We start from the raw sequence: 25797 nt of genomic DNA on the forward strand, positions 1-25797 counted from the left end.
CAAGACGTCTTCGATTGCGAGGCTGGTGCAGCCGCCGCGGGCCGATATCGACGACGACGCCGATGACCGGCAGCGGGTCGGGGTCCAGTCGCTCGGCCGCGCCTTCGCGATTCTCGAGGAGGTCGCGCGTCACCGCGAAGGCATCGGACTGGCCGACCTGAGCAAACTGGTCGGCCTGCACAATTCCACCACGTTCCACCTCGCCAAAACCATGGTGTCGCTGGGCTATCTGCGCCAGGAAAAGGATTCCAAGCGCTACCGTGTCGGCCGGCCGCTGTTTGCGCTCGCCGCCAGCGCGCTCGACGAGATCGAGATGGTCAATGTCGCAACCCCCGTGCTCGAGGAGCTGTCTCGGCAAACCGGCGAGAGCGCCCATTTCGCGGTGCGCATGGGCGACGCCGTCGTCGTGATCGCGCGCACCTCCGGCCCCGGCGCATTTCAATTGACCGACCGGGTCGGCGTGGTGCGTCCCGCCCATTGCACCGCGCTCGGCAAGATCATCCTGGCCTCGCTGCGCGCCGATCAGCTGCAGCGTTTCCTCGAGCGTGTCGACATGAAGCCGTCGACGGAGAAGTCGATCACCGACGGCGCCGTGCTGTTGCGCGAGATCGCCGAGATCAGGCGCACCGGGATTGCCTTCGACGACGGCGAGTTCAATCCGGAGGTGCGCTGCGTCGCGGTGCCGGTGACCGATTTCACCGGCACCGTGATCGGCGCGCTCGGCATCTCCGGCCCGATCTGGCGGCTCTCTAACCAGGCTTTGCACAACAGCGCGAAGATCGTGCAGGCGGTGGCGGAGAGGCTGTCGCAGGAATTCGGCGCCAAGCGCGCGGCGAATTCATCTTAAGGACGAGACGGTGCGACGCTTTTGACGTTGACAGCGGCGGCCGCGTCCGGAAATATCTTCCAGCAATAAAAAACAGTCTCTCACATTCTCGCATACGCCGGAATCAAAAGGGGGACATCGCGGAAAGCCCTTTGGGAGGAGACCAACGATGACCCGCACCAGCCGACGAACCCTGTTGAAAGCCAGCGCCGCCTTTGCCGGTGCCTCGGCGCTGGGTTTTCCGTCGATCAGCTACGGCCAGGCCGAAAAGATCAAGATCGGCCACCTCACGCCGCTGACCGGCTTTCTTGGCGCGCTCGGCGCCTATGCCCAACTCGGCATGCGGCTCGCCGAGGAAGAGATCAACGCGTCCGGCGGCGTCATGGGACGCCAGCTCGACGTGATGTCGGAAGATTCGGTCAATCCCGCTACCGCCGCCACCAAGTCGCAGCGCATGCTGGAGCAGGACGGCGCCCTGGTGCTGATGGGCGAGGCCAATTCGGCTTCCGCCCTGACCATCATGCAGGTGGCCGAGCGCAACAAGCGGCTGTTCATGCAGACCGGCGCCCGTTCCGACGCGCTACGCGGCAAGAACTGCAACCGCTTCACCTTCCACACCGATATCCCGAACACGGTGATGGTCAACACCGTCGGCCAAGCATTGCTGCGCGACGGCATGGTAAAGGACAAGAAGTTCTTCACGCTGACCGCCGACTATATTTTCGGTCATGATCTTCTGGCCGCGGCCAAGCGTTTCTTCGGCGCCAATCAGGGTAACCTGATCGGCGACGAGTTGATCGCGACCGACGTCACCGACTTCAGCCCGTATCTGCTCAAGATCAGGCAGGCCAAGCCCGACGTGGTCTGCTCCAATCTCGCCGGCAACCAGGTGACGACCCTGATCAAGCAATACGCCGAATTCGGCCTGCCCTATCCGATCGTCGGCTTCAACCTCAACACCGCCGACGCCTGGGCCACGGGTGAAGGCAACCTGAGCGGCACCTGGCCGACGGTCTGGTATCACACGCTGGATGTGCCGACCTCGAAGACCTTCGTGGCCGCGTTCAGCAAGAAGTACGGCAAGCCGCCGGAAAACCATGCCTGGATCGAGTACATCGCCCTCAAGATCATGGCGCAGGCCATGAACGAGACCAAGTCGACCGACACCGAAAAGCTGATCGCCTATTTCGAAAAGGAAACGCAGTTCGACATCCTGAAAGCGCGAAAGGCCTATTTCCGCGCCTGGGATCACCAGCTGATCCAGGAAGCCTATACCTTCTCGCCGAAACCGAAGGGCGAGGCCAAGGACAAATGGGACCTCATCACGCTGGGCGCGGCCGTGCCCGGACCGAACGAACCGATGGAAGTCCTCAATCCCACCAGGGAACAGAACCCCTGCACGCTGTGAGCGCGTTGAAGGCCCGGCGCGCCATCATTCGCGGCGAGCCGGGCGAGCGGCTTTTGAGGCGCATCGGCTGATACCCACGAATCGCCCTGGAGCGAGAATGCAGTTCGAGTTCTTGCTGGAACAGGTGGTCAATGGCCTCGTGCTCGGAGGCTATTATCTCCTGATCGCGCTCGGGCTGTCGCTGATCTTCAGCGTCGGCGGCGTGGTCAACCTCGCGCATGGCGCGTTCTACGCGCTTGGCGCCTATCTCTCTCTCGAAATCACCAAATATCTCGGCTTCGGCCCGGCGGTCGTGATCTCGCCGATTGCGGTTGCCATGCTCGGCATCCTGTTCGAGCGCTACATCCTGCGGCGATTCTATACCGCCGATCCGATCCTGAGCCTGCTTGTGACCTTCGGCTTGGCCATGGTCGCCGAGCAGACGATCCGCATCATCTGGGGCGCCTCGCCATTGCCGGCCACGATCCCGCCGATGTTCCGCGGCTCGGTGATCGTCGGCGATTTTCTGTTTTCACGCTACCGCCTGATGCTGCTGGCGGTGGTCGCGGTGTCGCTGCTTGCGGTCTGGCTGCTGCTGCACAGGACCTCGTTCGGCCGCGTAGTGCGCGCCGGCATCCAGCGGCCCGACATGGTGGCAGCGCTCGGTATCCGGCTGCAACCCTACATGACGGCGGTGGTCATGATCGGCGTCGGCTTGGCCGCGATGGGCGGCGCGTTCTTCGCGCCGATCACCATCGTGCAGCCGGCGATGGGCGCCGAGATCATTACGGTGGCCTTCGTGGTGGTGGTGATCGGCGGGCTCGGGAGTTTCTGGGGCGTGGTGATCGCAGCGCTTCTGGTCGGCATCGTCCGAGGCATCACCATTCATTTTGCACCCGCCGCAGGCGAGGCCTCGATCTACGTGCTGATGTTCGTCGTGCTGATGCTGCGGCCGCGCGGACTGCTCGGCGAACGAATCGAGAAGTTCGAATGACGGTCACGCCCGCGCAGAAATACCGACCGCTGGTGATCGCGGGCCTCGCGCTGATCGCGCTGCCTTTCGTCGTGCAACTGCTCGACCTGTCGCTGAACACCGCGATCGCGGTGGTGATTCTCGCGATCGCGACCACGGCGCTCAATCTGTGCGTCGGCTACACCGGGCTGGTATCGTTCGGCCACTCCACCTGGTTCGGCATCGGCGCCTATGCCGCAGGTCTGATCCAGCTGCACTGGTTCGGCGGCGAGATCTGGCTGCCGCTGTTGCTGTCGATGGTGGTGGTGGCGGCACTGTCGGCGATCGCGGGCGTCATCATCCTGCGCCGGCGCGGCGTCTACTTCTCGCTGCTGACGCTGGCGTTCGCCGCGCTGACCTACACCATCGCCTTCCGCTGGAGCGAGGTGACCGGCGGCGAAGACGGTCTCGGCGGCCTGAAGCGCGGCAGCATCGGACCGATCAGCCTCGACAATGCGGCCGCCTTCTATGCCGTCGTCGCGCTGATCGGGCTTGCCGTGCTCTACGTCGTGCTGCGGCTGGTGCGCTCGCCGTTCGGCCATGTGCTGGTGGCGATCCGCGAGAACCAGTTGCGCGCCACCTTCCAGGGTTATCCGGTCGAGCGCTACAAGCTCGCCGTCTTCGTCATCTCGGCCGTCGTGACCGGGCTCGCCGGCGCGCTGCTGGCGTTTCAGACCTATCTGGTGTCCGCCGAAGCGGTATCGGTGCCGTTTTCCGGCGAGCTTTTGGCGATGGTCGTGATCGGCGGCATGCGCAGCATGCTGGGACCTGCGCTCGGCGCTCTATTCTTCATCGTGTTCCGTGAACTGTTCTCGATCTGGACGCCGAACTGGCTGTTGTGGTTTGGCCTGATCTTCGTCGGTTTTGTCATCTACTCGCCGGACGGCCTGATCGGCGTCTGGCGCACGCTGATGCGGCGCTTTCGCACCGCCCCTGAGGAAAGCGCCGCGATGAGCAAGCGCAGGATCTATGAAGGCCTGCCGCTGCCGGCGTTTCTCGCCCCCGCTGGGCTCACCGGAACGGTGCTGCGGGTGCAAAACATCTCAAAGCATTTCGGAGGCATCTGCGCGGTGTCCGGCGCGAGTCTCGAGGTTGGCGCCGGCCAGATCCACGCGCTGATCGGCCCGAACGGCGCCGGCAAGACCACGCTGTTCAACCTGATCTCGGGCCTCTACCCGCTCGATACCGGATCTGTCCGCCTCAAGGGCGGCGAGATTCAGGGCGTGACATCAGACCTGATCTGCCACCGTGGGCTCGCGCGGTCGTTCCAGATCACCAATCTGTTCCGGGGACTATCGATCTACGAAAACCTGCGGCTGTCGCTGCAGGCGCAAAACGCCGGACGATTCAACATTTGGCGCGATATCGATGGCTATGTCGACATCCACACAGAGACCGCGGAACTGATCAAATTCCTGGGCCTGCAAGGCATCGAGGCGATCGAGGGCGGTGAACTCTCTTATGGCGGGCAACGGCTGGTCGACCTCGGCATCGCGCTCGGCTCCAAGCCGAAGGTGCTGTTGCTCGACGAACCGCTGGCGGGCCTTGCCGCGGCGGAGCGCGAACGCGTCGCCAGCCTGATCAAGAACGTTGCGGCAAACATTCCAGTCCTGATCGTCGAGCACGACATCGATCGCGTGCTCGGCTTCTCGCACCAGGTCACCGTGATGAACCAGGGCGAGGTGCTGATGACCGGGACGCCGGAAGCAGTACGTGCCGACCGCCGGGTGCAGGAGATCTACACCGGCACCGGTATCCCCGAGATCGAACACAGCCGCGGCGACGAGGCCCGCGAGGGCGCGCCCTACATCCTGCGGCTCGGGGGCGTCAACACCTTCTACGGCAAGAGCCATATCCTCAACGACGCGACGCTCGATGTGCGCGAGGGCGAGATCGTCGCACTGCTGGGCCGCAACGGCGCCGGCAAATCCACGCTGCTGAAGACGCTCGCCGGGCTGGTGCCGCTCGCCTCCGGCACCATCGAATATGAGGGTCGCGATATCGCGGGCCTGCCGGCGCCCGACATCGCGCGCGCCGGGATCGGCTATGTGCCGCAGGGGCGCGGCCTGTTCGCGGGCATGACGGTGCGCGAAAACCTCGCGCTCGGGCGTCTCGCGCGCAAGACCGATGGCAGCCACGGTGTGGTGTGGAGCGAGGAGCAGATTTTCGAATATTTCCCGCGCCTGAAGCAACGCATCAATGTCGCCGCCGACTATCTCTCCGGCGGCGAACAGCAGATGGTGGCGGTCGCGCGTGCGATGTCGGGCAACGTCAAGCTCTTGCTGCTGGACGAGCCGTTCGAGGGCCTGGCGCCAACCGTGATCCTCGAACTGTTTCGGGTGTTCGATCTGTTGCGCCGGCATACCTCCATCCTGATCGTCGAGCACAATCTCGACCTCGTGCTGGCACTCGCCGACCGCGTCTTCGCGCTGGAGCGCGGCACGGTATTTCATCAGGGCCCGGCGGCGCCGCTGTTGACGGACCTCGAATACCGCAAGAAGATTTTATGGTTGTGAAAGCTGTCATTCCGGGGCGATGCGAAGCATCGAACCCGGAATGACGAAGAGATCATTTTCGTCATTGCGAGCGAAGCGAAGCAATCCATCCTTGCGTCGTGCCGAACCATGGATTGCTTCGCTTCGCTCGCAATGACGCGGATAGATCGGACGACGCCCCGATGCGACATCTGCTGGCGGCAATGCTAAGCTGTTCAATAACTTCATTCGCGAGTCACGCCATGGCAGCCGACCAAAAAATCATCGCCGTCTTCACCAAGAACACCACCAACCCGGCCTATGAGGTTTTCCGCATCGCCGCCGATCAGGTCGCACGCGCGACCGGCGCGAAGATCGTGCACTATGTTCCCAAGCAGCCGGACAATGTCGACGAGCAGGTAGCGATGGTCGAGCAGGCGTTGAAGGACAAGCCGGACGCCGTGGTCTTCATTCCGGTCGACGATGTCGCGATGATCGATTCTGTGAAGAAGCTGAACGCCGCAAACATCCCGATCGTGCTCGCCTCCAACCCGCTGCCCGGCAGTTTTGTCACCTTCGTCGGCGCCGACGACTACGAGATCGGGTACAGGCAGGCGCGCTATCTGTTCGAACATCTCGGCGCCAGGAGCAAGATCGTCGTGATCGAGGGCGTCCCCGCCGCGCCGACCAATCGCGAGCGCGTCCGCGGCTACAAGCGCGCTTTTGCCGAATACCCCGGCATCGAGGTGCTCGACTCCGGCGTCGGCAACTACCAGCAACCCGACGGCAAGCGCGCGATGGTGAAGTTCCTCAAGGATTTTGCGCAAATCGATGCCGTGCTCTCGGCCAATGACGGCATGGCGCTCGGCGCGCTGGAGGCGCTGAAGGAGGCAAACCGGACGGCGGTCGTGATCGGCATCAACGGCATCCTGCCCGCGGTGAAGCAGATCGAAACCGGCGCGCTGCTGGCGAGTGTCGATTTCAACATGTTCAAGATCGGCTGCACAGCGACACGGGCCGCGCTACGCCATCTCAGGGGTGAGAAGGTGCCCGAAAAGATCATGCTGCCGGCGGAGATCATCGACAGGACCAATTACAAGGCGTGGCTGGTGCCGGTGGAGCAGCGGACCTGCCCGGAGTGGGACGAGATCGTCAGATGATGAAGCAATCGTAGGGTGGGCAAAGGCGCGCTTGCGCCGTGCCCACCATTCCAGATATTCAGCTCATACGAAGATGGTGGGCACGCTACGCTTTGCCCACCCTACGGCCTCAGATCGTCATTGCGAGCGAAGCGAAGCAATCCATGGCGCGGCATAGCGATTATGGATTGCTTCGTCGTGGAGCCTGTCATCGGGCGCGCATTCGCGCGACCCGTTGGCTCCTCGCAATGACGCGCCTCACTCCTCCACCACACTTATCGTGCAATCCTCGCCGCCCTCCCGCCACGTCCTCAAACCCACCTCCTCCAGAAACGGCCACTCGCTCTGGTCGACGCGCGCGAACAAATTGACGCGGGATTCGCCGCGCCAGTCGCGCACGGTTTCGGTGCCGTAGAACCAGCCGATCGCCTCGAAGCCGGTGACGTCGCGATCCGACCATTCGCAGGCGTAGATCACGTCGCCAAGGCCGGCATTAAGGATCTGGTTCTCGCGCGGCGGTTTGTTCGGCAGATCGAGTTTGGTGTGGGTCTCGCGGCCGGTCCAGCGCGCGTTATACGCCTTGATGGTCTGCGGCAGCTGCGTCCGGATCGCCTCCCAGGTCTTCGGCGCCTTGTCCAACATCACTTTGGCCGTGAAGTGGCCGCCGCGCGCAAAACTGAATTTTATTCTGGCCATCGATGTCTCCCGTTGGCGTAATGGGTTGTTGTCATTGAGTACCAAAGCACGATCGCGCGCTGGTCGCCTTGCGAGCGCTTCTAGCATTGTGAGGCAAGCTCCGATATCCTGCCCGCGAAAAACAGGACAGGGCGAGGAAATGCTGAAAACGCTGGCGCAGGCCGCCATCATCCTGCTTGCGGGCACGACGGGCGTGGCGTCGCAGACGGCCTATCCAACTCGCCCGGTCACGATGGTGGTGGCGTTCTCCGCCGGCGGGTCGACCGACCTGATCGCGCGCGTGCTGACGGAGCGCATGGGATCGATCCTCGGCCAGACCATCATTGTCGAAAACAAGGGCGGCGCCGACGGTGCGATCGGCACGGCGGGCGTCGCCCGCGCCACGCCGGACGGCTACACCATCATCCTGAGCACGACCAGCACGCACGTCATCAACCCGCTGTTGTACAAGAATATCAGCTACAACCCATCGACCGATTTCGCGCCGGTCTCGCTGGTGGCGCAATCTCCCAACATCCTCGTCTCCAGCCCGAAATTCGACGCCAAGTCGGTCGCCGACGTCATCGCGCGCGCCAAAGCTACGCCCGGCACGCTGAACGTCGCCACCGGCGCGACCATGCATCTGCTCAACGCCGGCATGTTCAAGAGCATGGCCGGCGTCAGCTGGGTGGATGTCCCCTACAAGGGCAGCGGGCCCGCGATCAACGATCTGATGGCCGGACAGGTCGACCTGATGTTCGACCAGTTGCCGTCGTCGCTGCCGCAGGTCCAGGGCGGACGGCTGAAAGCCGTCGCGGTGACCTCGCGGAAGCGAACCTCGATCGCGCCTGACATTCCGACCATTGCCGAGTCCGGCCTGCCCGCGTTCGAGTCGACGTCGTGGTGGGGCGTATTCGCGCCGCCGAAGGCGCCGCCCGAGATCGTGGCGAAACTCAATGCGGCAATCGGTCAGGCACTCGCCGACCCAAAACTGCTGGCCTCCTTCAAGAATATGGGACTGGAAGCCTGGCCAAGCACGCCTGAGGAATTGGCAAAACTGCTCGTCGACGAGCGCGCGAAATGGCAGAAGGTGATCGCCGACAACAAGATCGAGGTGAACTGATGCCGGCATCTCGATTGCGCCGCGCCTGGCTTGCGATCGGCCTCGCGCTCGCGCTGGCGTCGGCGGCACGCGCGCAGGATTATCCCAACCACACCATCAAGCTGATCGTGCCGACCGGGGCCGGCGGCATCACCGACATCCTGGCGCGGCTGGTGGGCAAGAGCATGGGCGACCAACTCGGTCAGGCCGTCGTGATCGAGAATCGCACCGGCGCCGGCGGCACGCTGGGAACGCGGGCAGTCGCACAAGCCGAACCCGACGGCTATACGCTGCTGATGGTGTTCCCGAGCCATGCCGCCAATCCGGCGCTCTATGCCAGTCTGCCCTATGACAGCGAGAAGGATTTCGCGCCGATTTCGATGGTGACGAAAGTCAGCGAAATCCTGCTGGTGCCGAATTCGTTGCCGGCGAAATCGGTCAAGACCTTCGTCGAGCTCGCGCGCACGCAATCGCTCAACTACGCCTCCGTCGGCGTCGGCAGCTTGGCGCATCTCGCAACCGAGCTGTTCATGTCCGCGGCCGGAGTGAAGATGACCCACGTCCCCTACCGCAGCGTGCCCGAGGCGCAGCAGGCCGTCATGACCGGCCAGGTGTCGGCGTTCTTCGACACGCCGGTCACCGCGCTGCCGCAGATCAGGGCCGGAACGGTGACGGCGCTCGGCATCAGCACCAGCAAGCGACTTGAGATCGCGCCGGATATTCCAACCATCGCGGAAGCTGGCCTCCCCGGTTACGAGGTGGTGGGCTGGAATGGCATTCTTGCACCAGCCCACGCCGCGGGCGATCGTCGACAAGCTCAACGCGGCCATCCAGGTGGCGCTCAAGACGCCCGAAATGGTGCGGCTACTCACGGAGCAAGGCATCGAGCCTGCCGGCAACAGCCCGGAGGAGTTTGCGATCGCGATGCACGCCGACATCGAGAAATGGAAACGCGTGTGCCGCGAAGCCGGCATCAAGCCGCAATAGAAGAACATATCGGTCCTGAGTTCAATCGACGGACTGCGAACTTGAGTCAACTCGTCCCGTTTGCGGGGAGAGGTCGAAATTCGCACAGCGAATTTCGGGTGAGGGGGAGTCTCAGCAAACGTTGTGCTTCAATATTCGCTGAGAGAGCCACTCACCCCAACCCTCTCCCCGCGAAGAGCGGGGCGAGGGAGCGCCGGCTTCAGCGCTCAAACCGCCAGCACGTCGCCGATCCGGCTCCGGATCAGTTCGCGTTCCTCTTGTCCTGTACCGGTATCGAAACTGACATCATACGCGATCTTCGCCGGGCGCTTCAGCACCACGATGCGGTCGCCGATTTCCAGCGCCTCGCTGATGGAGTGGGTGATGAAGACGGCCGTCTTGCCGTTTTCCTTCACCAGTCTTGTGAACTCCGCGCGCAGCTTTCCGGCGGTGGATTCGTCCAGCGCCGAGAACGGCTCGTCGCATAACAGAATATTGGCGTTGGTGGCAAAGGCGCGCGCGATCGAGACGCGCTGGCGCATGCCACCGGACAGCGCGTGCGGGTAGTCGTGCTCGTGCCCGCCGAGCCCGAGTTTTGTCAGCCAGAGTTGCGCGGTTGCGCGCCGTTCCGCCGCAGGCACCTCCAGCATCTCCAGTCCCAGCTCGACGTTCTGGATCGCGGTTCGCCATGGCAGCAGCCGGTCGTTCTGGAACACGATCGCGATTCGGCCGCGAAACGAGTCGAAATCCGCAAAAGGATCGCGGCCGCTGACGCGCACGGTGCCGCTGGTCGGCTCGGTCAGCCCTGCGATCATGTTGAAGATGGTCGACTTGCCACAACCGGTCTTGCCGAGCAGCGCCAGCATCTGGCCGGGGCGGACGTCGAGGTTGAGCCCGTCCACCACGCGGTAGGCCGTCGCGCTCCCCGCCTTGCCGAACACCTTTGTGACATGGTCGAGATGAATCGCGGCGTCGCCGGGCGTAACGATATCCCTCATATCGCGCGCTCCGAGACCGCGCGATAGCGGAACACGGTGTTCTCGATCAGAGTCAGCGCGCCCTGCACGATCAGCACGAAGAACACCAGCTGCAGCGTCCAGGCCAGCGCACCGGCCATATCGAACAGCTGCTGTTGCTGCAAGAGTTCATAGCCGACGCCGCCGGTGGCGCCGACCAGTTCGGCGACCACCACCACGCGCGAGGCATTGCCCAGATTGACTTTCCATGCGGTGAGGATGTCCGGCAGGATCGCCGGCGCGATCATCACCCGGAACAATTTCAGCCGCGTCGGGCGAAAGCTGAACACCATCTCCATCAGGTCCCGCGACATGCCGCGCAACGCGCCGAGCACTTGAAACGTGAAGGCCGGCAGCGTCGTCATTACCATGATGAAGAAGATGCGGAATTCGACTCCGTGGAACCAGATGATGGCGAACACCACCCAGGACAGCGCCGGAATGCCCTGGAACAGGGTTAGGATCGGTGACAGAAAATTGTCGACCGCGCGCGAGCGCACCATCAACAGCGCCAATGCCCCGCCGACGATGAAGGCGCCGGCAAGGCCGGCCAAGATACGAAAGATGGTCGCCAGCACGTCTGCGAACATTGCGCCGCTGGAAAAGATGTCGATGCAGCGCCAGAACACATCGATCAGCGAGGGAAACAGGAAGCGCGGGAAGAACAGCGATGCGAATTGCCAGATCAGGATCACCACGACGAACGGCAGTACCGACGTCCCCAGCCGTCTTACCGCCGCAAGCAGTGCATTTGCACGCGGCGCCGATCCGGCCTGCGGCGACGTCTCGCTCATTTCCCCGGCGCCTGGTAGATCGTCGCGGCGGACGGCTCCGACGGCAGGAAGGCGATCGATTTCCCGGCGGCATAAACCGAAGCGATTTCCTTGGCCACATCGGAGGCCCATTGCACGTTCATGCCGAGCCGGTCATTGGCGCGGATCAGGTCGGCGATCGCCTTCTGGTCGTCGGGCGTTCCCTTTGCCGCGATCAGTTTTGCGGCGTCATCGGGATGCGCGCTCACCCAGTCGGCGGCTTCCTTATAGGCCGCATAGAGTTTCGGGATCAGCCTTTGGTGCTTCTCCACCCAATCGATGTGCGCGGCAACGCCGAGATAGGGAATGTTGCGGCTTCCGGTGAATTTCTTCCAGCTATCCGATATCGCAAGGTCGATGGTGCGCATGTCGCTCTTCTTCGAGAGCAGCGTGGTATAGGCCGGCTCCCACAGCTGAACGGCAGCGGCGCGATCGGCGAGCGCGTAGCCGATCAGGCCGGGGGTTGCGGTATTGATGACCGAGAATTTCGCAGGGTCGGCGCCTAGCTGGCGGGCGAACCAGTCGAACATCACATAATTGGTGGTACCCTTTGCCGCGGCGAGATCCTTGCCTTCGAGGTCTTTCAACGTTTTGACGTCCGCCCGCGAGGTGACGACCGCGCCCCAGAAGTCGAACAGGTTAAAGAGATATGTCACCTTGACGCCGCGAATATCGGCGAGCCCCACCGTCAATAGCGACGCACTGCCGCCGAGCTGGAATTCGCCGGAGTTGAACTGCGCGGTGTAGGCGTCGGGCGTACGCTCCTCGAACTTGATCGCAAGGCCGTTCTTCTCGTCCAGCTTTTGCGCCTTGATCACCGGCGGCAGGAACGCACCGAGCGATGGCGGTCCGAACACGACGATCGACAGCGGCTCAGGCGATTGCGCCCGTGCTGCCACGGACGAGAGCAGCATTCCGGCACATGCAAGGCCGGCCAAAATCCTGTTCATGACCTTACCTCCTGCCCTCACAGGCCAAAAATCTTGCTCGCCAGGCCGCCATTGATGGCGGCGCGTTCGGCATCGGAAAATTTCGTCTCGGCGACGATTTTGGTCGGCGCGAGATCGCCGATCGGAAACGGCATGTCCGATCCCATCATGATCCGCTCGGGGCCTACGATGTCGGCGAGATAGCGTAGCGCGCGCGGGTCCTGCACGATGGTGTCGTAATACATCGCCGCCAGCGCCGCGTCGGGATCGCCAAGCTTGTCCTTGTCGAGCGAATAGTTCCGCCGCAGCCGACCGATCACGTAAGGCAGCGCCGCGCCGCCGATCCCGGCGACGATCTTCGCATTGGCATAGCGCGTGACGTGACCGGCATAGATCAGCCGCGACATCGCGATCAGCGTATCGGTGATACGTCCGACCGCGTTGGCCATCCCGTAATCATGCACGCGGTCGTCGCCGCTTTCGAACACGGGATGGATGAACACCACCGATCCTAATTCGTTGGCCGCCTCCCAGAACGGCTTCAGCGTGGGATCGTCGAGCACGCCGCCCTTGCCCTTGGGCTGGGTCCCGATCATCGCGCCCTTGAAGCCAGACGCATGCGCCTCGCGCAGCACTTCGGCGGCGCGTCGGCCGTCCTGCAGCGGAACGGTCGCGAGCGGCACGAAGCGCGGCTCGCGCATCGCGGTCTGCGCCAGATGCGTGTTGATCAGCCGCGACCAGGCCGCTCCCTCTTCCGCCGGCGCTTCATAGCCGAACATGTCCAGCCAGCCGCCGACCACCTGACGCTCGATCTTCTGCTCATCCATCCATTTCAGCCGCGCCGGCAGGTCGCCGAGCGGCTTTGACACCGGCCGCGTCGGTTTTCCGCCGGCAAAGGAAAAGCCGAGGCTGCCGCCGTCCTCGATCAGCCGGATCGAAGGAAAGTTTGAAGCCTGCGTGCGTATCGCGTCCAACAGGCTCGGCGGCACCAGATGGGCGTGGCAGTCGATGATCATCTTGTCTGCTCTTTTGCCTGTTGTGCTTCCGCGATGGCGTCGCCGATCGCGGAAATACGGATGGGAAGCTTGTTGAAGGAAATGCCAAGCGACGCGACGCAATCATTGACCGCAGCCGAAATCGCCGCGGGCGCGCCGAGATAGCCGCTTTCACCGGAGCCTTTTTGGCCGAACACCGTAAACGGCGATGGGGTGCAGTGATGCACGATCTCCACTTCCGGCACCTCGTGGGCTGATGGCAGCAGGTAATCCATGAAACCTTGCGTGATCAGCTGACCCTCGTCGTTGTAGACGAACTCTTCCAGCAGCGCCGCGCCGAGACCGTGGGCGATCCCGCCCAAAGTCATGCCCTTGACGATATGCGGGGTGATGACCGTGCCACAATCATGGCCAATCACGTAACGCTTGATTTTCGGCTTGCCCAGCGCCGGATCGATCGCCATCAGCACCACGTGGAATTCAAAAGAGTGGCACGGATACATCTGCACCTTGCCGTCCTTCGGCAAGGCGCCGCCGGTCGGCACCTGCATCACATGCGTGGTTTCGAGTCCGGGCTCCGTGCCCTCGGGCAGCAGATGAAAATGACGATGGGCGATGTTGACGAGTTCGATCCAGCCGAGTTGCTTGCCGCCCTTGGCATCGCTGACGTGGCCCGAGGCGTAAACCACCTCGTCTTCACCGACGCCGAATTGATGCGCACCGATCCGCGTCAATTTTGTCTTGAGCTTTTGCGCGGCATGAAACGCGGCGCCACCGAGCATGATCGCCATCCGGCTGCCGACCGGCGAATTCGACGGCAGGCATGCCAGCGAATCCGGCCGCACCACCCGGATCAGGTCGGGATCAATCTGCAGCACTTCGCCGACGACGGTCGAGACCAGCGTCTCGTGCCCCTGCCCCGACGAGGTGTTGTGGATCGTGACCGTGACAAAGCCGAGCCCGTCGACGACAATGCGGCAGGAATCCATCCAGGTCGTCGTGGTGTTCTTTTCGTTGAGCAGCGGCTCGAAGGCGGAATTGGCGCCGCTCGGCTCCAGGCACGCCGCGATGCCGATGCCGGCGAGAAGCCCGGAGGCACGCAGGCGGTCGCGCTCTCTTTCCAGCGCGGCGAAATCGATATGGGAAAGCACCTTGTCGACCACGGTGTGATAATCGCCGCTGTCATAGGTGCTGCCGCTCGGGATCAGGTATGGAAACTGCTCTTTGCGGATGAAATTGCGCCGGCGCACCTCGACCCGGTCGAGGCCCAGGGCGGCCGCGACCTTGTCGATTCCGGTCTCGATCGCGTAATTGGTCGGCGCCTGTCCGAACCCGCGCACCGCTTCCTGCACTGCCTTGTTCGACGTCACCGATTGCGCGCGGTACTGCACGCTCTCGATCTGGTAGGGCCCGACGATCGCGCCGATCGGCTTGCCCAGCTGGAACGGCGCGCGTCCGGCATAGGCGCCGGCATTGTCCAGCGCGCGGATCTTCATCGACTTGACGATGCCGTCGTCGTTGAAAGCCAGTTCGACATCGAAGATGCGGTCCGGACCATGCGCGTCGCCGCCGCCCATATTATCGAGCCGGTCCTCGATCAGGCGCACGGGGCGGCCGAGCCGCCGCGCCAGATGCGCCACCAGCACGGTCTGCTTGATGCCGCGCTTGACGCCATAGCTGCCGCCGACATCGACGTCCTGATGCACGCGCACGTTGTTGGCCGGGATCCGCAACGCGCGCGCGATCTGGTCGGGATATTTCGGCATCTGGATCGAGGCCCAGACATCCAGCATGTCGCGCCAGGGATCCCAAGAGGCGGCAACGCCAAAGGTTTCGATCGGCACCGTGGAACTGCGGCCCCAGGTAACGCGGAACGCCAGATGCCGCGGGCTTTCGGCAAAATGCTTTTCGACCTCGCCCCACACAAAGGTGCGGTCGAGCAATACGTTGGAGCCGTGCGCGGGATGTACCGGCGGGCTCTCCGGCTTCAAGGCTTCTTCCGCATTGATCACGAAAGGCAGCGGCTCGTAGTCGATCTGGACTCTTTCGGCGGCGTCCTCGGCGAGCGCGCGGCTTTCGGCCACGACCGCCGCGACCCATTCGCCGCCGTAGCGCGCGTACCCGACCGCGAGCGGATGGCGCTTGACCTTCGGCGTATCGAGCCCGTTCATCAGGGGATCGGTCGCCGCCGCAAGCTCCTCGCCGGTCAGCACATAGTGCACGCCCGGCATTGCCAGCGCTGCTGAAGCATCGATCGAAGCAATGCGCGCGGCGGGATGCGGCGATGCCACCACCGCGACATGCAGCATGCCTTCGAGCGCGACATCGGCGACGTAATGGCCGCGGCCCGCGACGAAGCGACGGTCCTCCCGCACCCTGCGATTGGTCGAGACGAAACGGAAGCTTGCGGGATCGGCGCTCATTTCGCCTCCACGACGGAAACATCGGTCGGACGCGGCGTGTTGGCCTTCTGCAATCGCTGCGCGGCGAACTGCACCGCTTCGATGATCTGCCCGTAACCGGTGCAGCGGCAGATATTGCCGGAAATCGCTTCGACAATTTCCTCGCGCGTCGGCGCCACGTTACGCTGCAGCAGCGCATGCGCCGCCAGAATCATGCCGGGCGTGCAGTATCCGCATTGCAAGCCATGGGTTTCGCAGAACGCATCCTGGATCACGCTGAGTTCGCCGGGCGCCGGAGCGACGCCTTCGATGGTCGTGACTTCGTAGCCGTCGGCCTGCACCGCGAACATCAGGCAGGAGCGCACCGGGTCGCCATCGAGCAGCACCGTGCAGGCGCCGCAGACACCATGCTCGCAGCCGGCATGGGTGCCGTTGAGCAGGAAATTATCGCGCAGCGCGTCGAGCAGCGTCTTGCGCGGCTCGACCTCGGCGGCGCGATTTTGGCCGTTGATGCGCAATTCGACCTTCATCGCGCGGCCTTCTCTGGGATGGCGGCGGCGCTGTCGCGCGCCTGTTCAAGCGCGCGGATACAAAGCGTCACCGCGACGCGGCGACGATAGGCGGCGCTGGCGTGCAGGTCGCTCATCGCATCGAGTCCGACGCAGGCAGCATGGACCGCATCCGTTGCCGATGCGGTATCGAGCGCGGTTCCGACGAGCGATGACACATCCAGCCGCAACGGCCGATCGGCGACGCCGCCGAGGCCGAGCGCAATGTCGAGACAATGCCCCTCCTCATCAAGCGCGACCTGGGCCGCGGCAGCGACAAAGGCGAAATCCGAACGCCGCGCGCTGATCTCGAAAAAGCCTGTGCCGACGCGCGGATGCGGCCAGACCTGGAATTTGATCGCGCGCACGCATTCGCCTTGATTGATCGACGTTACCATCGCCCCTACGAAGAAATCATCCGCCGGCATCGATCTCGTTCCATCCGTCGTCGCCAGCATGATCTCGGCGCCCAGCGTCACGGCGACCAGCGGGATTTCGGCCGCGGGGTCTGCGTTCGCAATCGAGCCACCGATGGTGCCGCGATTGCGCGTCGGCGGATGTCCGACCCACGGCAGCACCCGCGCCAGCATCGGCACCGAGGCGCGGATCACGGGATCGCGCTCGGCCTGCGCCTGTCGCGTGGTGGCGCCGACGGCCACAGTGCCGTTTTCTTCGGAAATCCCGGCAAGCTCAGGCAATCGCAGGATGTCGATCAGTTTTGCGGGCCGCGCCAGCCGCATCGCCAGCATCGGCACCAGCGTCTGCCCGCCCGCGATCAGCCGCGCATCGTCGTCGGCAGCCAGCAGTTCGCAGGCCTCATGAAGCGAAGCGGGCCTGACATAGTCGAAGGGGGCGGGCTTCATGGAGCCGGGGCCGCAGCGCCGGCACGAAACCGGCGGCGCCCCGCGCGCGCCCGATCTTCCGCAGCCTGATGGACCCGAATTTCACGGACCAATACGCGCTCCCGTCTCTGCCTGCAGCTTGTGAAAAGCCGCTGCCGTGGCTGCAACGATAGAAGCCAGGACACGGAAAATGTCAATTAGATCAAGGTCCGGCTGGAGGCGCGCCGGTCGCTGGCGAGGCCCGATGGCGGCGTCCTGAACACCGATTGGGCCGGGGAATTGCGCCCCTTCCCAGAATCATCGGGAACTAGGATATTTTCCGTCCGGAAAGCTTATCCGACTCGGCCAGTATTTTTGATCACCGCGTTGTTCGAAGTCATGGCCGCACCGGTCAACGGCGTGCTCAACCGACACAAGCGGGCAGCGACCGGGCTCCCCTGCCTGCCGCATCTCGTTGACCAGAGGTTGGATGGTGATAGCGGTTTCGGAAGAGAAAGCCGTCGACTACGAGATGACGGCGCGGCTCGCAACCGAAGCCTTCGGCTCGAGCGAGGTGTTATTTTCCGCCGACCGGATGAAGTGGCTGTACGAGCGCGCCTTCGGCCAGGGCACCATCGTGCTGGCGGCGATCGACGACGGCGTAAAAGTTGGACAGATGGCGCTGGTTCGCCAGACCGTTCATTGCGACGGCGAGCCCTGTCCGGCCATCCAGCTGGTCGATCTCTTCATATCGAAAGAGCATCGTTCGCCGAACCTTGTCCGGCGCATCTACAAGGAGATCGAGCAGTTCTGCGTAGCGCAGAATATCCGTTTCATCCTGGCGATGCCGAACGAGAACGCAAAGCCGCTCAACGCGCGCATGCTCAAGCTGAAGCCCCTGCTCTGGCTGCAAGTCCGCGCCGGCGTCGCACTGCTGCCGCCAAAACTCTCCAAACTGAAATATTCCGGTTACCTCAAATCCCTGACAAGGCAAGCCGCCGTCGACATGCTGTCGGGCTTCAGCAGTCAGGCTGGCGAGAACGGCCTTGTGTGGGATGGCGAAATCCTGTTCGACCGCATCAGCGACCCGACCTGCGACTATGCCGTCCATGCCACGGCCGACCTGCTCTTGATCTCCTCTTCCCGCAAGACCAAAGGCGTGAACTATACCCTGCTCTGCGGCTTCTTCGCACGACCGACCGCCACGATATCATCGAGCTCTGTCCGCGAACTGGTCCGCGCCGCCTGCCGCTTCTGGAAGCGGCCGCTGTTCGTCTACGCCGGCGTCAATGACCGGCTGCCGACGCTTCCGGGAATCCCTCTGCCGGCGCGGCTGCGGCCTCCGATGCTCGTGCAGCTGCGCGACCTGGGTCCAGAAAGACCTGACGTGCGATTGAGCCGCTTTCAGCTGATCGATTCCGATTTCGTCTGATCGTCTCACGCCTTGCGCTGCACCACCATGAACAGGCGACGGAACGGAAACAGCGTTTGCCCGGCCGCATTGCGCGGATAGGCTTTCGCGACGCGCTCGCCATAGGCCGCCTCGAACGCCACTTTCTCGTCGCCCTTGAGGACGTCGAGATAGCGCGTCAGCCAGGTGCCCTTGGTCCATTCCTTGACCGGGTTGTCGCCTTCCAGCACCTGCAGGTACTCGGTCTCCCAGATGTCGATGTTTTGGGACTCCGGCGCCAGCAGGCTATGATAGAAGCCGGGCGCTTCGACCGGCGGCGGCGTGACGAGATGCTCGAGCCGGCTGCGCCACGGTCCGTTCAGGGCGGTTTCCCCGATCAGCACATGCGAGGGGGCGCCGAAATTGCGCGGCATCTGCGCCGCGAGGATGCCGCCTGGCGTGACTTTTCCCATCAGCGCCGGAAACAGTTTTGCATGGTCCGGCAACCAGTGCAGCGCCGCGTTGGAATAGATCACGTCGTATTGCTGCGTGGGCTGCCACGATCCCAGATCCTGCTGCAGCCATTCGACCTCGGGCGCGGCCTTCTTCCCGGCGGCGACCATTTCCGCCGAGCCTTCGACGCCGGTGACGACGGCCTCCGGCCATCTCTCCTTGATCAGTCTGGTGACATTGCCGGCGCCGGCACCGAGATCGGCGACACTTTGCACCTCGAAATCCGGAATCCGCATCAAGAGGTCGACCGCGGGCCGCAGCCGGTGACCGGAGAATTTGAGATATTGCTGTGGATTCCAGACCATGGTCTTTTCTTCTTCCTTTGCGCGGCAGGAGCGGTGATACACTTTGCGGACCGCGCCGATCCATCCTGACATGCGCCTAGCCTAACAGAAAGAAAGTCTTCGACCATGGAGCTCGATCTGAAATCCAGAACCGCCGTCGTCAGCGGCGCCAGCATGGGCATCGGCCGCGCGATCGCCAAGGGCCTGGCGCTGGAGGGTGTGCGCGTGGTCGCGGTGGCAAGGCGCAAGGAATTGCTGGACAAGCTCGCGCAAGAGGTCAAGGCCGAAGGCGGTGAAGTCATTCCCCTGATCCAGGACATCACCGCCGAAGACGCCGCAAAAAAACTCGCGGCCGCAGCGCTCGCCGAACTCGGCCACGTCGACATCCTCGTCAACAATGCCGGCGGCAGCCGTCCGCTGCCGGTAGATGCGCCCGACAGCGCCTGGGATGAGGCGATGTCGCTGAATTTCACGCGCTACCGGCAGGTCACCCACGCATTGCTGCCGCAGATGATCGCACGCAACTGGGGACGCATCATCAACATCACCGGCAAATCGGAGCCTGAGGGATTGAATGCAGCGTTCGCCGCAAAGGCCGCCGTGCATGCCTGGGCCAAGGGATTGTCACGCGAGATCGGCGAGCACGGCATCACCATCAACAGCATTCCGCCAGGCCGGATCATGAGCGAGCAGATCCGACGCAACTACCCGGAAGATTATCGCAAGCGATTTGCGGAGGAGGAAATTCCGGTCGGCTATTGGGGCGAGCCGGAAGATCTCGCGGTGCTGGCGATATTCCTTGCCTCACCGCTGGCGCGATACATCACTGGTACGGTGATTCCTGTTGATGGCGGGCTGCGGCGGTATCAGTTTTAGTGGCGGCGCTCTCCCTCTCCCCGCTCTTTCGCGGGGTCGAGACGAGCGAAGCTCGCTCTTAGAGGGTCGGGTGGAGGCTCTCTCAACACGCAAGACTCGCGGAGGGTCCCCCTCACCCGAAATTCGCTATCGCGAATTTCGACCTCTCCCCGCAAGCGGGGCGAGGTGAAGCGAGGCTCGCACACTAAATCGCTCTAATCGTAACTCGACGATCCCGTATCGCGATACGCCCAGCAGCCCTCGCGCGGAAGCGCGACCTGGGTCTCGGCTCCGACCCGATGCCGCGCGGCGGTGCCGAGTTCGAGCGCTTCCAGCCTGTGGCCGAACAGGTCGAGGTCGTAGATAGTCTGCGTGCCCTGGTAGCGGCGGTCGACCACGCGTGCCGGAAACGAATTGGCGCCGTCGGACTTGCCGATGCCGATATTTTCCGGCCGCAGCGCGATGCGCACCTTTTCGCCGACATTGAGACTGTGCAGCATCGCAGCCTCCCCGCGCCGCCCCTCGCCGAAATCGACCACACCGAACTCACCGTTGCGTTCGATCAGCGTTCCCGTGAGTTCATTGGTCGCGCCGGTGAAATTGGCGACGAACAGGTCGGCGGGACGGTTATAGATCTGGTCGGGCGTGCCGATCTGCAACAGCTTGCCGTCGCGCATCACGCCGATGCGGTCGCCGAGCACCACGGCTTCGGCCTGGTCGTGGGTGACGTAGAGCGCGGTCATGCCGGTCTGCTTGAGGATGACGCGCAAATCGTCGCGCAGCCGCAAGCGCAATTTGGCATCGAGGTTGGACAGGGGTTCGTCGAGCAGCAACAATTGCGGCCGGTAGACGATGCTGCGGGCGAGCGCGACGCGTTGCATCTGGCCGCCGGACAACGCCACCACCGACCGTTCGGCATATTCCGAGAGGCCCACCAGTTCCAGCACCTCGTCGACCATGCGTTTGGCCTCGCCGCGTGCGATCCTGCGATGCTTCAGGGGATAGACCACGTTCTGCCGCACCGTCATGTGCGGCCACACCGCATAAGACTGAAACACCATGCCGAGATCGCGCAGGCGCGGCGGCACCAGGATGCCGCGTTCGGGCGACGACACCACCTGCCCGGCAATGCTGATCTCGCCCGAGGTCGGATGCTCCAGGCCGGCGACGCAGCGCAAGGTGGTGGTCTTGCCGCAGCCGGAGGGCCCGAGCAGCACCACGATCTCGCCGGCCGGCACGGCAAAGCTGACGCCGTCGATCGCCGGTCGGCCGATCGCGAACTGCTTGCGCAGGAGGGTCACGTCGAGCGTCGCCGTCATGGTCTGGGTTGCCTCACGAACATGACTTCAGCGGTGCACGGTTCACTGGCGGTATCCAAACGTCTTGTCCCAGTCGGCCACCCACGGCCCGTGCAGCTTCACATACTGGTCGAAGTTCGGATACCAGAGTTTTACGATTTTGGGATCGAAGCCTTCGGGATAGGCCGGGGGCACCTTCAACGAAGTGAGATTGCCGAGCTCCTTGATCATGAAGGTCTGTCCTTCCTTCGAAAGACACCAGTTCAGGAACAGCTTTGCCGCATTGGGATGGGCGGCGGTCTTCGGAATCCCCGAGGCATAGGGATTGACCGGCGCGCCTTCCGGCGGAAAGAAGATCTTGATCGGCGCGCCGTCTCTCTGCTTCTGATAGACCACATTGTAGAGCAACGGGCCGATCGCGATCTCGCCGCGCACCAGCGCATCCGCCATCGGCGCGCCGGAGGGATAAAGGATGGGGTGGGTGGCGGCCTGCTTCGCCCAGTAGTCCTCCCCCAGCACCTGACGCTCGAACATGATCCGGGTCCAGGTCGTGCCGCCCGACTGCGCAAACACCTGGCCGATCATCTTGTCGTATTCGGGTTTTGTCAGATCCATCCAGCTCTTGGGCGGGTCCTTCACCAGTTCGGTGTTGTAGGCGATCGACCAGGCGATCGTCGCCCGCGGCCAGAACTTTGGCGAAATCAGCGCCTCGGGATTGTAATCAGCGGCATTCGGCGGCGCGTAGTCCTGGAACAGGTCTTCCAGCGGCAGCATCAGCGCGCGGTCGGAGTGATCGACGATGTCGGCGATCAGCTTGCCGGCGGCGGCTTCAGTCCGCACCCGCGTGATCAGTTGGCCGCCGGGGGCGCGCACCATCTCGACCTTGATGTCGGGAAAATGCTTGTTGAATTCCTTGATCACCACCTCTTCGATCTCGGCGAAATTTGCCGTATAGTAGACGAGCTTGCCCTCGGCCTTGGCCGCGGCGATCAATTCCGGCGAGGCGTAGTCTTCCGCTGACGCAGGCTGTGCGTTCAGGGCGAGACCGGCGATCCCGGCAAGCGCGGCGATGCCAACAACGATGTTTCGCTTCATGGCCAATCCTTCCTTTATCTAATTCGCTGCGCGACGCTGCCCTGCGCAGCGCCTCGCGACAACCAGTTCGCTCCACCGATCAGCACCCCGAGCAGGACTGTCTGCACCAGGCTGAATGCTGCGGTCTTGCCGAGATTTCCGCCCTCGTAATAGTCGAGCAACAGTACCGACATCACCATGGTGTTGCTGGTGTAGAGAAACAGCGACGAGCCGAGTTCGCGGATCGCCAGCACGAACAACAGCGTCATCGAGGCGATCACGCCGGGCCGCGCCAACGGCAGCACGATGGTTGCGATGGTGCCGAGCATGCCCTTGCCGCAGACCCAGGCGGCCTCTTCGAGTTCGCGATGGATCTGGAGAAACGAGGTCGACAGCGCTTTCACGGTATCCGGCATGAAGCGGGCGATGAACGCCAGCGCCAGGATCCAGATGGTGCCATAGAGTCCGCCGGGAACGCCGATCCAGGCCCAGAGATAAGCGACGCCGATCACGAGGCCGGGAATCGCCACCGGCACGGTCGAGATCAGGTCGATGCCGCGCCGGCCTGCGATGTTGGTGCGGTGAATGGTGTAGCCGATCGCAAAGGCGAGCGTGCCGCCGACAACAGCGGTGATGATACCGACCTCGACCGCGTTGTAGATCGAGTTCAGCGTCAGCGGATTGTCGAAGATGCTGTAGAAATGCATCAGCGAATATTGCGGCATGTCGAACAGGCTGGCGGCATCGCGGATGAACATGAATTTGCGGAACGCCGCCACGATCAGCGCCAGGCTCGGCAGGATCACCACCACCAGCAGATAGACGACGCCGAGCCCGAAGGTGAGCCAGCGCCACGGCCCGAGATCGAGATTGCGCGGCCGGAACGCCTTGCCGGCGACGGTGGTGTAGCTGCGCCCGCTCAGCACCTTCTGCTGCAGGAACACCAGCCCGCCGGTGACCATCATCAGGATGATCGCGACCGCGGCGGCGGTGTTGTAGAGCGGCGGCGACCAGTTGGTGAGCTTGAAGATATAGGTCGTCAGCACGGCAAGATTGATCGGCGCGCCCAGAACCGCGGGGATGCCGTAGATGCCGAGCATCACGATGAAGGACAGCAGCATACCCGAGACGATCGCCGGCATGATCAGCGGGAACGTCACCGAGAACAATGTCGCGAACGCGCTGGCGCCGGAGATTTCCGCGGCCTCCTCCAGGCTCGGATCCATGTTGCGCAGCGCCGACGAGGTGAACATGTAGACGTAGGGCGCGTAGTAGATGCCGAACACGAACACCAGGCCCCACAGCGAATAGAAATCGACGTGCCAGTCGAGGCCTGCCGATTTGAACAGGGTGTTGATCAGCCCGGTCCTCGGCGAGCCGAGGATGCTCCAGGCCACGCCCGCGACCAGCGGCGGCGCGAACAGCGGCAGGATGCTGGCGGCGGCGATGAAGCCCTTGAACGGCGTGTTGGTGCGGACCACGATCCAGGAGAACAGCAGCCCGATCACGACCGCGATCGCCGTGCCGCCGCCGCAGGCGATCAGCGTATTGAACAGCGCCTCGGCGACGTTCGGATTGGCGAGCACGGTGAGGAAATTGGTGATCGAGAGATGGCGGAGACTAAAACCATCCACCACCGGATTGGTGTCGGTCAGCGCGCCCAGCAACAGCGTGAGCACGGGATAGACCACCAGGAACGTCAGGATCGCCAGCAATAGCGCGACCCACAGGCCGGCGAATGCGCGCCGGCGCGTGTCCTCGGCGCCGCTGCGCGTGACCTCGATGCGCCGGCTCGCCTGTCCGTTCAAAGCGGTTTTCCCCTCGGCCTGTGGCCCATTCTTATTACTTGTGGCCGCAATGCGCGCCAACTTAGGGGAACGGAAAGCGGCCGGAAAGGTAGCAGAAAGTCGGTCACCAAGCCGCAATCGCCGCGCCCGCAGGGTGACTTCGCGTGCAGCGTAGCGAAGAACAACGTCGCTATTCGATCACCTCGTCGGCGCGGGCGAGCACCGCCTGCGGAATAACAAGGCCGAGCGCCTTGGCGGTCTTGAGGTTGACCACCATGTCGTACTTGTTCGGAGCCTGAACGGGAAGTTCCGCTGGCTTCTCGCCCTTGAGGATGCGATCAACATAACTGGCCGCCGGCCGAAACTCATTCAGGAGATTCGGCCCATACGAGATCAATCCGCCTGCAGCGACAAACTCGGGTTCGTAGTAGACCGCGGGCAATTTGTGCCGGTCGGCAAGCGAGATGATCAGATCGCGATGAACCTGCGCCAATCCGCTCGCCGCCACGATCAGACCGCCATTCGCCGAGCGCGCAAAGGCCCCGACGGCGCGCTCGATCTCGGCTGCGTCACCCATGTTGACCGAACTCACGTCGACGCCGACCGACGGCGCTACGGACTGGATCACCGCGAATTGGCCGATCCCGGAGGCTATGGCCGGATCCCGAAGGACCGCCGCTCGCGTGACGCCGGGCGCTATCTCCTTGAGAAGCGCCAACCATTTCCCGCACAAACTGTATTCGAACATCATAAAGCCGGTCGCATTGCCGCCCGGCCGCGATAGACCATCGATCAAGCCGGTGCCGACGGGGTCGGTGACAATCGTGAATACGATCGGCACCGTACGGGTTGCCTGGAGCAACGGTCCCATAATCGCGCCGCCGGAAGCCAGGATGACATCCGGTGCAAGCGTGACCAGTTCCGCAGCGTATTGGCGAGCGTTGATGAGATTTCCTGCGGCCCAGCGGACGTCGATGCGCACGTTTTGGCCGTTGACCCAGCCCAATTGCTGCAACCCTTGCAGGAATGCCGCCTGGCGCGCCTGAGCTACCGGATCGTCCTCAGATGTGGCCCAAAGCACGCCGATGCGCCGCATGCGGTCGCCCTGTTGCGCGCGCGCCCCACGAGGCCACGCAATCGCCAGGCCGCCGACAAGGCCGATGAACTCCCGTCGCCTCATGGCTTACCCTGCCGATGTTTCCGACCGGAGCGTAAGCAATTTTTCGGCACAGGTCCAAGCGATCAAATGTCCGAAGCGGGTCAATCTCGCCATTTCGACCCTGGTCCCCCACTTCCGGTCTGCCGCGATGAGCGGACATCGTCCCGACCGCCGTGCCATGTCTCGAGGGCGCCGAAGGCGGAAATGGTCTGGCGCTCGCTCAGCGTCCATTCGCCAAGCAGCCATATGGATCGGGATTTTATGATACGATGTTCAACAACGATGCGTGCGGTGACAGCGGGCACAATCATGACAGGGACCAAGCTGAATGGG

The 25797-nt window shown here is 63.4% G+C and carries 23 protein-coding genes and 1 pseudogene; 9 read left to right on the top strand and 15 right to left on the bottom strand.

What is annotated here, in order from left to right; all coding sequences use genetic code 11:
* The first annotated feature begins 13 nt into the window (after window positions 1–13).
* The 4 genes from VK804_RS14405 to VK804_RS14420 all read left to right on the top strand — a co-directional run bounded on the left by VK804_RS14405 (window position 14) and on the right by VK804_RS14420 (window position 5741).
* Window positions 14–847 carry an IclR family transcriptional regulator gene (locus VK804_RS14405; RefSeq protein ID WP_414642784.1) on the top strand — a complete coding sequence of 278 codons (834 nt, stop codon included), beginning with the start codon at window positions 14–16 and terminating at the stop codon, window positions 845–847.
* 148 nt (window positions 848–995) lie between these two features.
* On the top strand, window positions 996–2234 hold the full coding sequence (locus VK804_RS14410) for an ABC transporter substrate-binding protein (protein ID WP_325371495.1): 1239 nt from the start codon (window positions 996–998) through the stop codon (window positions 2232–2234).
* 97 nt (window positions 2235–2331) lie between these two features.
* Window positions 2332–3207, top strand: coding sequence for a branched-chain amino acid ABC transporter permease (locus VK804_RS14415; protein WP_325371496.1), 876 nt, complete (start codon window positions 2332–2334; stop codon window positions 3205–3207).
* A complete protein-coding gene (locus VK804_RS14420; protein ID WP_325371497.1) occupies window positions 3204–5741 on the top strand; it encodes a branched-chain amino acid ABC transporter ATP-binding protein/permease in 2538 nt (845 codons plus the stop codon). The genes VK804_RS14415 and VK804_RS14420 overlap by 4 nt, the downstream gene beginning before the upstream one ends.
* A 6-nt stretch (window positions 5742–5747) precedes the next feature.
* Here the strand turns inward: VK804_RS14420 and VK804_RS14425 are convergent, their stop codons facing one another.
* A complete protein-coding gene (locus tag VK804_RS14425; protein ID WP_325371498.1) occupies window positions 5748–5948 on the bottom strand; it encodes a hypothetical protein in 201 nt (66 codons plus the stop codon).
* Between the two features lie 14 nt (window positions 5949–5962).
* Between VK804_RS14425 and VK804_RS14430 the strand changes: the two genes are divergently transcribed.
* Window positions 5963–6859 carry a sugar ABC transporter substrate-binding protein gene (locus tag VK804_RS14430; protein ID WP_325371499.1) on the top strand — a complete coding sequence of 299 codons (897 nt, stop codon included), beginning with the start codon at window positions 5963–5965 and terminating at the stop codon, window positions 6857–6859.
* A 237-nt stretch (window positions 6860–7096) separates the two neighbouring features.
* Here VK804_RS14430 and VK804_RS14435 read toward each other — a convergent pair whose 3' ends face one another.
* The gene (locus VK804_RS14435) at window positions 7097–7534 is read right to left on the bottom strand and encodes a DUF3830 family protein (protein WP_325371500.1); all 438 of its coding nucleotides are present in this window, start codon (window positions 7532–7534) and stop codon (window positions 7097–7099) included.
* A 139-nt stretch (window positions 7535–7673) separates the two neighbouring features.
* On the opposite strand from VK804_RS14435, the gene VK804_RS14440 reads away from it, so the two are divergent.
* On the top strand, window positions 7674–8636 hold the full coding sequence (locus VK804_RS14440) for a tripartite tricarboxylate transporter substrate binding protein (RefSeq protein ID WP_325371501.1): 963 nt from the start codon (window positions 7674–7676) through the stop codon (window positions 8634–8636).
* Window positions 8637–8800: 164 nt separating this feature from the next.
* Window positions 8801–9602 (top strand): annotated as a pseudogene (locus VK804_RS14445) (tripartite tricarboxylate transporter substrate-binding protein).
* Between the two features lie 206 nt (window positions 9603–9808).
* Here VK804_RS14445 and VK804_RS14450 read toward each other — a convergent pair.
* From VK804_RS14450 to VK804_RS14480, 7 genes are read right to left on the bottom strand one after another with little or no spacing between them, the layout of a single operon-like run.
* On the bottom strand, window positions 9809–10579 hold the full coding sequence (locus VK804_RS14450; RefSeq protein ID WP_325371502.1) for an ABC transporter ATP-binding protein: 771 nt from the start codon (window positions 10577–10579) through the stop codon (window positions 9809–9811).
* A complete protein-coding gene (locus VK804_RS14455; protein WP_325371503.1) occupies window positions 10576–11391 on the bottom strand; it encodes an ABC transporter permease in 816 nt (271 codons plus the stop codon). Before VK804_RS14455 ends, VK804_RS14450 begins: the two co-directional genes overlap by 4 nt.
* The gene (locus tag VK804_RS14460) at window positions 11388–12359 is read right to left on the bottom strand and encodes an ABC transporter substrate-binding protein (protein ID WP_325371504.1); all 972 of its coding nucleotides are present in this window, start codon (window positions 12357–12359) and stop codon (window positions 11388–11390) included. The genes VK804_RS14455 and VK804_RS14460 overlap by 4 nt, the downstream gene beginning before the upstream one ends.
* Window positions 12360–12376: 17 nt before the next feature.
* Window positions 12377–13354 carry an amidohydrolase family protein gene (locus tag VK804_RS14465; RefSeq protein WP_325371505.1) on the bottom strand — a complete coding sequence of 326 codons (978 nt, stop codon included), beginning with the start codon at window positions 13352–13354 and terminating at the stop codon, window positions 12377–12379.
* Window positions 13351–15756 carry a xanthine dehydrogenase family protein molybdopterin-binding subunit gene (locus tag VK804_RS14470; RefSeq protein WP_325371506.1) on the bottom strand — a complete coding sequence of 802 codons (2406 nt, stop codon included), beginning with the start codon at window positions 15754–15756 and terminating at the stop codon, window positions 13351–13353. Before VK804_RS14470 ends, VK804_RS14465 begins: the two co-directional genes overlap by 4 nt.
* Window positions 15753–16265, bottom strand: a complete 513-nt coding sequence (locus VK804_RS14475; RefSeq protein ID WP_325371507.1) for a (2Fe-2S)-binding protein — start codon at window positions 16263–16265, stop codon at window positions 15753–15755. Before VK804_RS14475 ends, VK804_RS14470 begins: the two co-directional genes overlap by 4 nt.
* Window positions 16262–17146 carry an FAD binding domain-containing protein gene (locus VK804_RS14480; protein WP_325371508.1) on the bottom strand — a complete coding sequence of 295 codons (885 nt, stop codon included), beginning with the start codon at window positions 17144–17146 and terminating at the stop codon, window positions 16262–16264. The genes VK804_RS14475 and VK804_RS14480 overlap by 4 nt, the downstream gene beginning before the upstream one ends.
* A 448-nt stretch (window positions 17147–17594) precedes the next feature.
* On the opposite strand from VK804_RS14480, the gene VK804_RS14485 reads away from it, so the two are divergent.
* Entirely contained in the window at window positions 17595–18536 is a 942-nt protein-coding gene (locus VK804_RS14485; RefSeq protein ID WP_325371509.1) for a GNAT family N-acetyltransferase, read from the top strand.
* A gap of 5 nt (window positions 18537–18541) precedes the next feature.
* On the opposite strand, the gene VK804_RS14490 is transcribed toward VK804_RS14485, so the two are convergent.
* A complete protein-coding gene (locus VK804_RS14490; protein WP_325371516.1) occupies window positions 18542–19312 on the bottom strand; it encodes a methyltransferase domain-containing protein in 771 nt (256 codons plus the stop codon).
* Window positions 19313–19417: 105 nt separating this feature from the next.
* On the opposite strand from VK804_RS14490, the gene VK804_RS14495 reads away from it, so the two are divergent.
* On the top strand, window positions 19418–20167 hold the full coding sequence (locus tag VK804_RS14495) for an SDR family oxidoreductase (RefSeq protein ID WP_325371510.1): 750 nt from the start codon (window positions 19418–19420) through the stop codon (window positions 20165–20167).
* Between the two features lie 194 nt (window positions 20168–20361).
* Here the strand turns inward: VK804_RS14495 and VK804_RS14500 are convergent, their stop codons facing one another.
* The 5 genes from VK804_RS14500 to VK804_RS14520 all read right to left on the bottom strand — a co-directional run.
* Window positions 20362–21465, bottom strand: coding sequence for an ABC transporter ATP-binding protein (locus VK804_RS14500; protein ID WP_325371511.1), 1104 nt, complete (start codon window positions 21463–21465; stop codon window positions 20362–20364).
* Between the two features lie 42 nt (window positions 21466–21507).
* Window positions 21508–22539 (bottom strand): ABC transporter substrate-binding protein, encoded by a 1032-nt coding sequence (locus tag VK804_RS14505; protein WP_325371512.1) that lies wholly within the window; start codon window positions 22537–22539, stop codon window positions 21508–21510.
* A 14-nt stretch (window positions 22540–22553) separates the two neighbouring features.
* The gene (locus VK804_RS14510; RefSeq protein WP_325371513.1) at window positions 22554–24326 is read right to left on the bottom strand and encodes an iron ABC transporter permease; all 1773 of its coding nucleotides are present in this window, start codon (window positions 24324–24326) and stop codon (window positions 22554–22556) included.
* A gap of 169 nt (window positions 24327–24495) precedes the next feature.
* Window positions 24496–25401 carry an ABC transporter substrate-binding protein gene (locus tag VK804_RS14515; protein WP_325371514.1) on the bottom strand — a complete coding sequence of 302 codons (906 nt, stop codon included), beginning with the start codon at window positions 25399–25401 and terminating at the stop codon, window positions 24496–24498.
* Between the two features lie 164 nt (window positions 25402–25565).
* Window positions 25566–25797, bottom strand: a 232-nt coding sequence (locus tag VK804_RS14520; protein ID WP_325371515.1) for a hypothetical protein, incomplete at its 5' end; no start/stop codon positions are given.

Origin of the sequence: Bradyrhizobium sp. (genome assembly GCF_035484855.1) — a bacterium.
GTDB lineage: Bacteria > Pseudomonadota > Alphaproteobacteria > Rhizobiales > Xanthobacteraceae > Bradyrhizobium.

What these genes read in the sequence shown, in the direction of transcription:
- VK804_RS14450 (WP_325371502.1), bottom strand. Translation starts at nt 10,579, where the DNA reads ATGAGGGATATCGTTACGCCCGGCGACGCCGCGATTCATCTCGACCAT.
- VK804_RS14415 (WP_325371496.1), top strand. Translation starts at nt 2,332, where the DNA reads ATGCAGTTCGAGTTCTTGCTGGAACAGGTGGTCAATGGCCTCGTGCTC.
- VK804_RS14455 (WP_325371503.1), bottom strand. Translation starts at nt 11,391, where the DNA reads ATGAGCGAGACGTCGCCGCAGGCCGGATCGGCGCCGCGTGCAAATGCA.
- VK804_RS14490 (WP_325371516.1), bottom strand. Translation starts at nt 19,312, where the DNA reads ATGGTCTGGAATCCACAGCAATATCTCAAATTCTCCGGTCACCGGCTG.
- VK804_RS14515 (WP_325371514.1), bottom strand. Translation starts at nt 25,401, where the DNA reads ATGCGGCGCATCGGCGTGCTTTGGGCCACATCTGAGGACGATCCGGTA.
- VK804_RS14495 (WP_325371510.1), top strand. Translation starts at nt 19,418, where the DNA reads ATGGAGCTCGATCTGAAATCCAGAACCGCCGTCGTCAGCGGCGCCAGC.
- VK804_RS14425 (WP_325371498.1), bottom strand. Translation starts at nt 5,948, where the DNA reads ATGAAGTTATTGAACAGCTTAGCATTGCCGCCAGCAGATGTCGCATCG.
- VK804_RS14410 (WP_325371495.1), top strand. Translation starts at nt 996, where the DNA reads ATGACCCGCACCAGCCGACGAACCCTGTTGAAAGCCAGCGCCGCCTTT.
- VK804_RS14505 (WP_325371512.1), bottom strand. Translation starts at nt 22,539, where the DNA reads ATGAAGCGAAACATCGTTGTTGGCATCGCCGCGCTTGCCGGGATCGCC.
- VK804_RS14420 (WP_325371497.1), top strand. Translation starts at nt 3,204, where the DNA reads ATGACGGTCACGCCCGCGCAGAAATACCGACCGCTGGTGATCGCGGGC.
- VK804_RS14460 (WP_325371504.1), bottom strand. Translation starts at nt 12,359, where the DNA reads ATGAACAGGATTTTGGCCGGCCTTGCATGTGCCGGAATGCTGCTCTCG.
- VK804_RS14440 (WP_325371501.1), top strand. Translation starts at nt 7,674, where the DNA reads ATGCTGAAAACGCTGGCGCAGGCCGCCATCATCCTGCTTGCGGGCACG.
- VK804_RS14480 (WP_325371508.1), bottom strand. Translation starts at nt 17,146, where the DNA reads ATGAAGCCCGCCCCCTTCGACTATGTCAGGCCCGCTTCGCTTCATGAG.
- VK804_RS14500 (WP_325371511.1), bottom strand. Translation starts at nt 21,465, where the DNA reads ATGACGGCGACGCTCGACGTGACCCTCCTGCGCAAGCAGTTCGCGATC.
- VK804_RS14485 (WP_325371509.1), top strand. Translation starts at nt 17,595, where the DNA reads ATGGTGATAGCGGTTTCGGAAGAGAAAGCCGTCGACTACGAGATGACG.
- VK804_RS14430 (WP_325371499.1), top strand. Translation starts at nt 5,963, where the DNA reads ATGGCAGCCGACCAAAAAATCATCGCCGTCTTCACCAAGAACACCACC.
- VK804_RS14470 (WP_325371506.1), bottom strand. Translation starts at nt 15,756, where the DNA reads ATGAGCGCCGATCCCGCAAGCTTCCGTTTCGTCTCGACCAATCGCAGG.
- VK804_RS14465 (WP_325371505.1), bottom strand. Translation starts at nt 13,354, where the DNA reads ATGATCATCGACTGCCACGCCCATCTGGTGCCGCCGAGCCTGTTGGAC.
- VK804_RS14475 (WP_325371507.1), bottom strand. Translation starts at nt 16,265, where the DNA reads ATGAAGGTCGAATTGCGCATCAACGGCCAAAATCGCGCCGCCGAGGTC.
- VK804_RS14435 (WP_325371500.1), bottom strand. Translation starts at nt 7,534, where the DNA reads ATGGCCAGAATAAAATTCAGTTTTGCGCGCGGCGGCCACTTCACGGCC.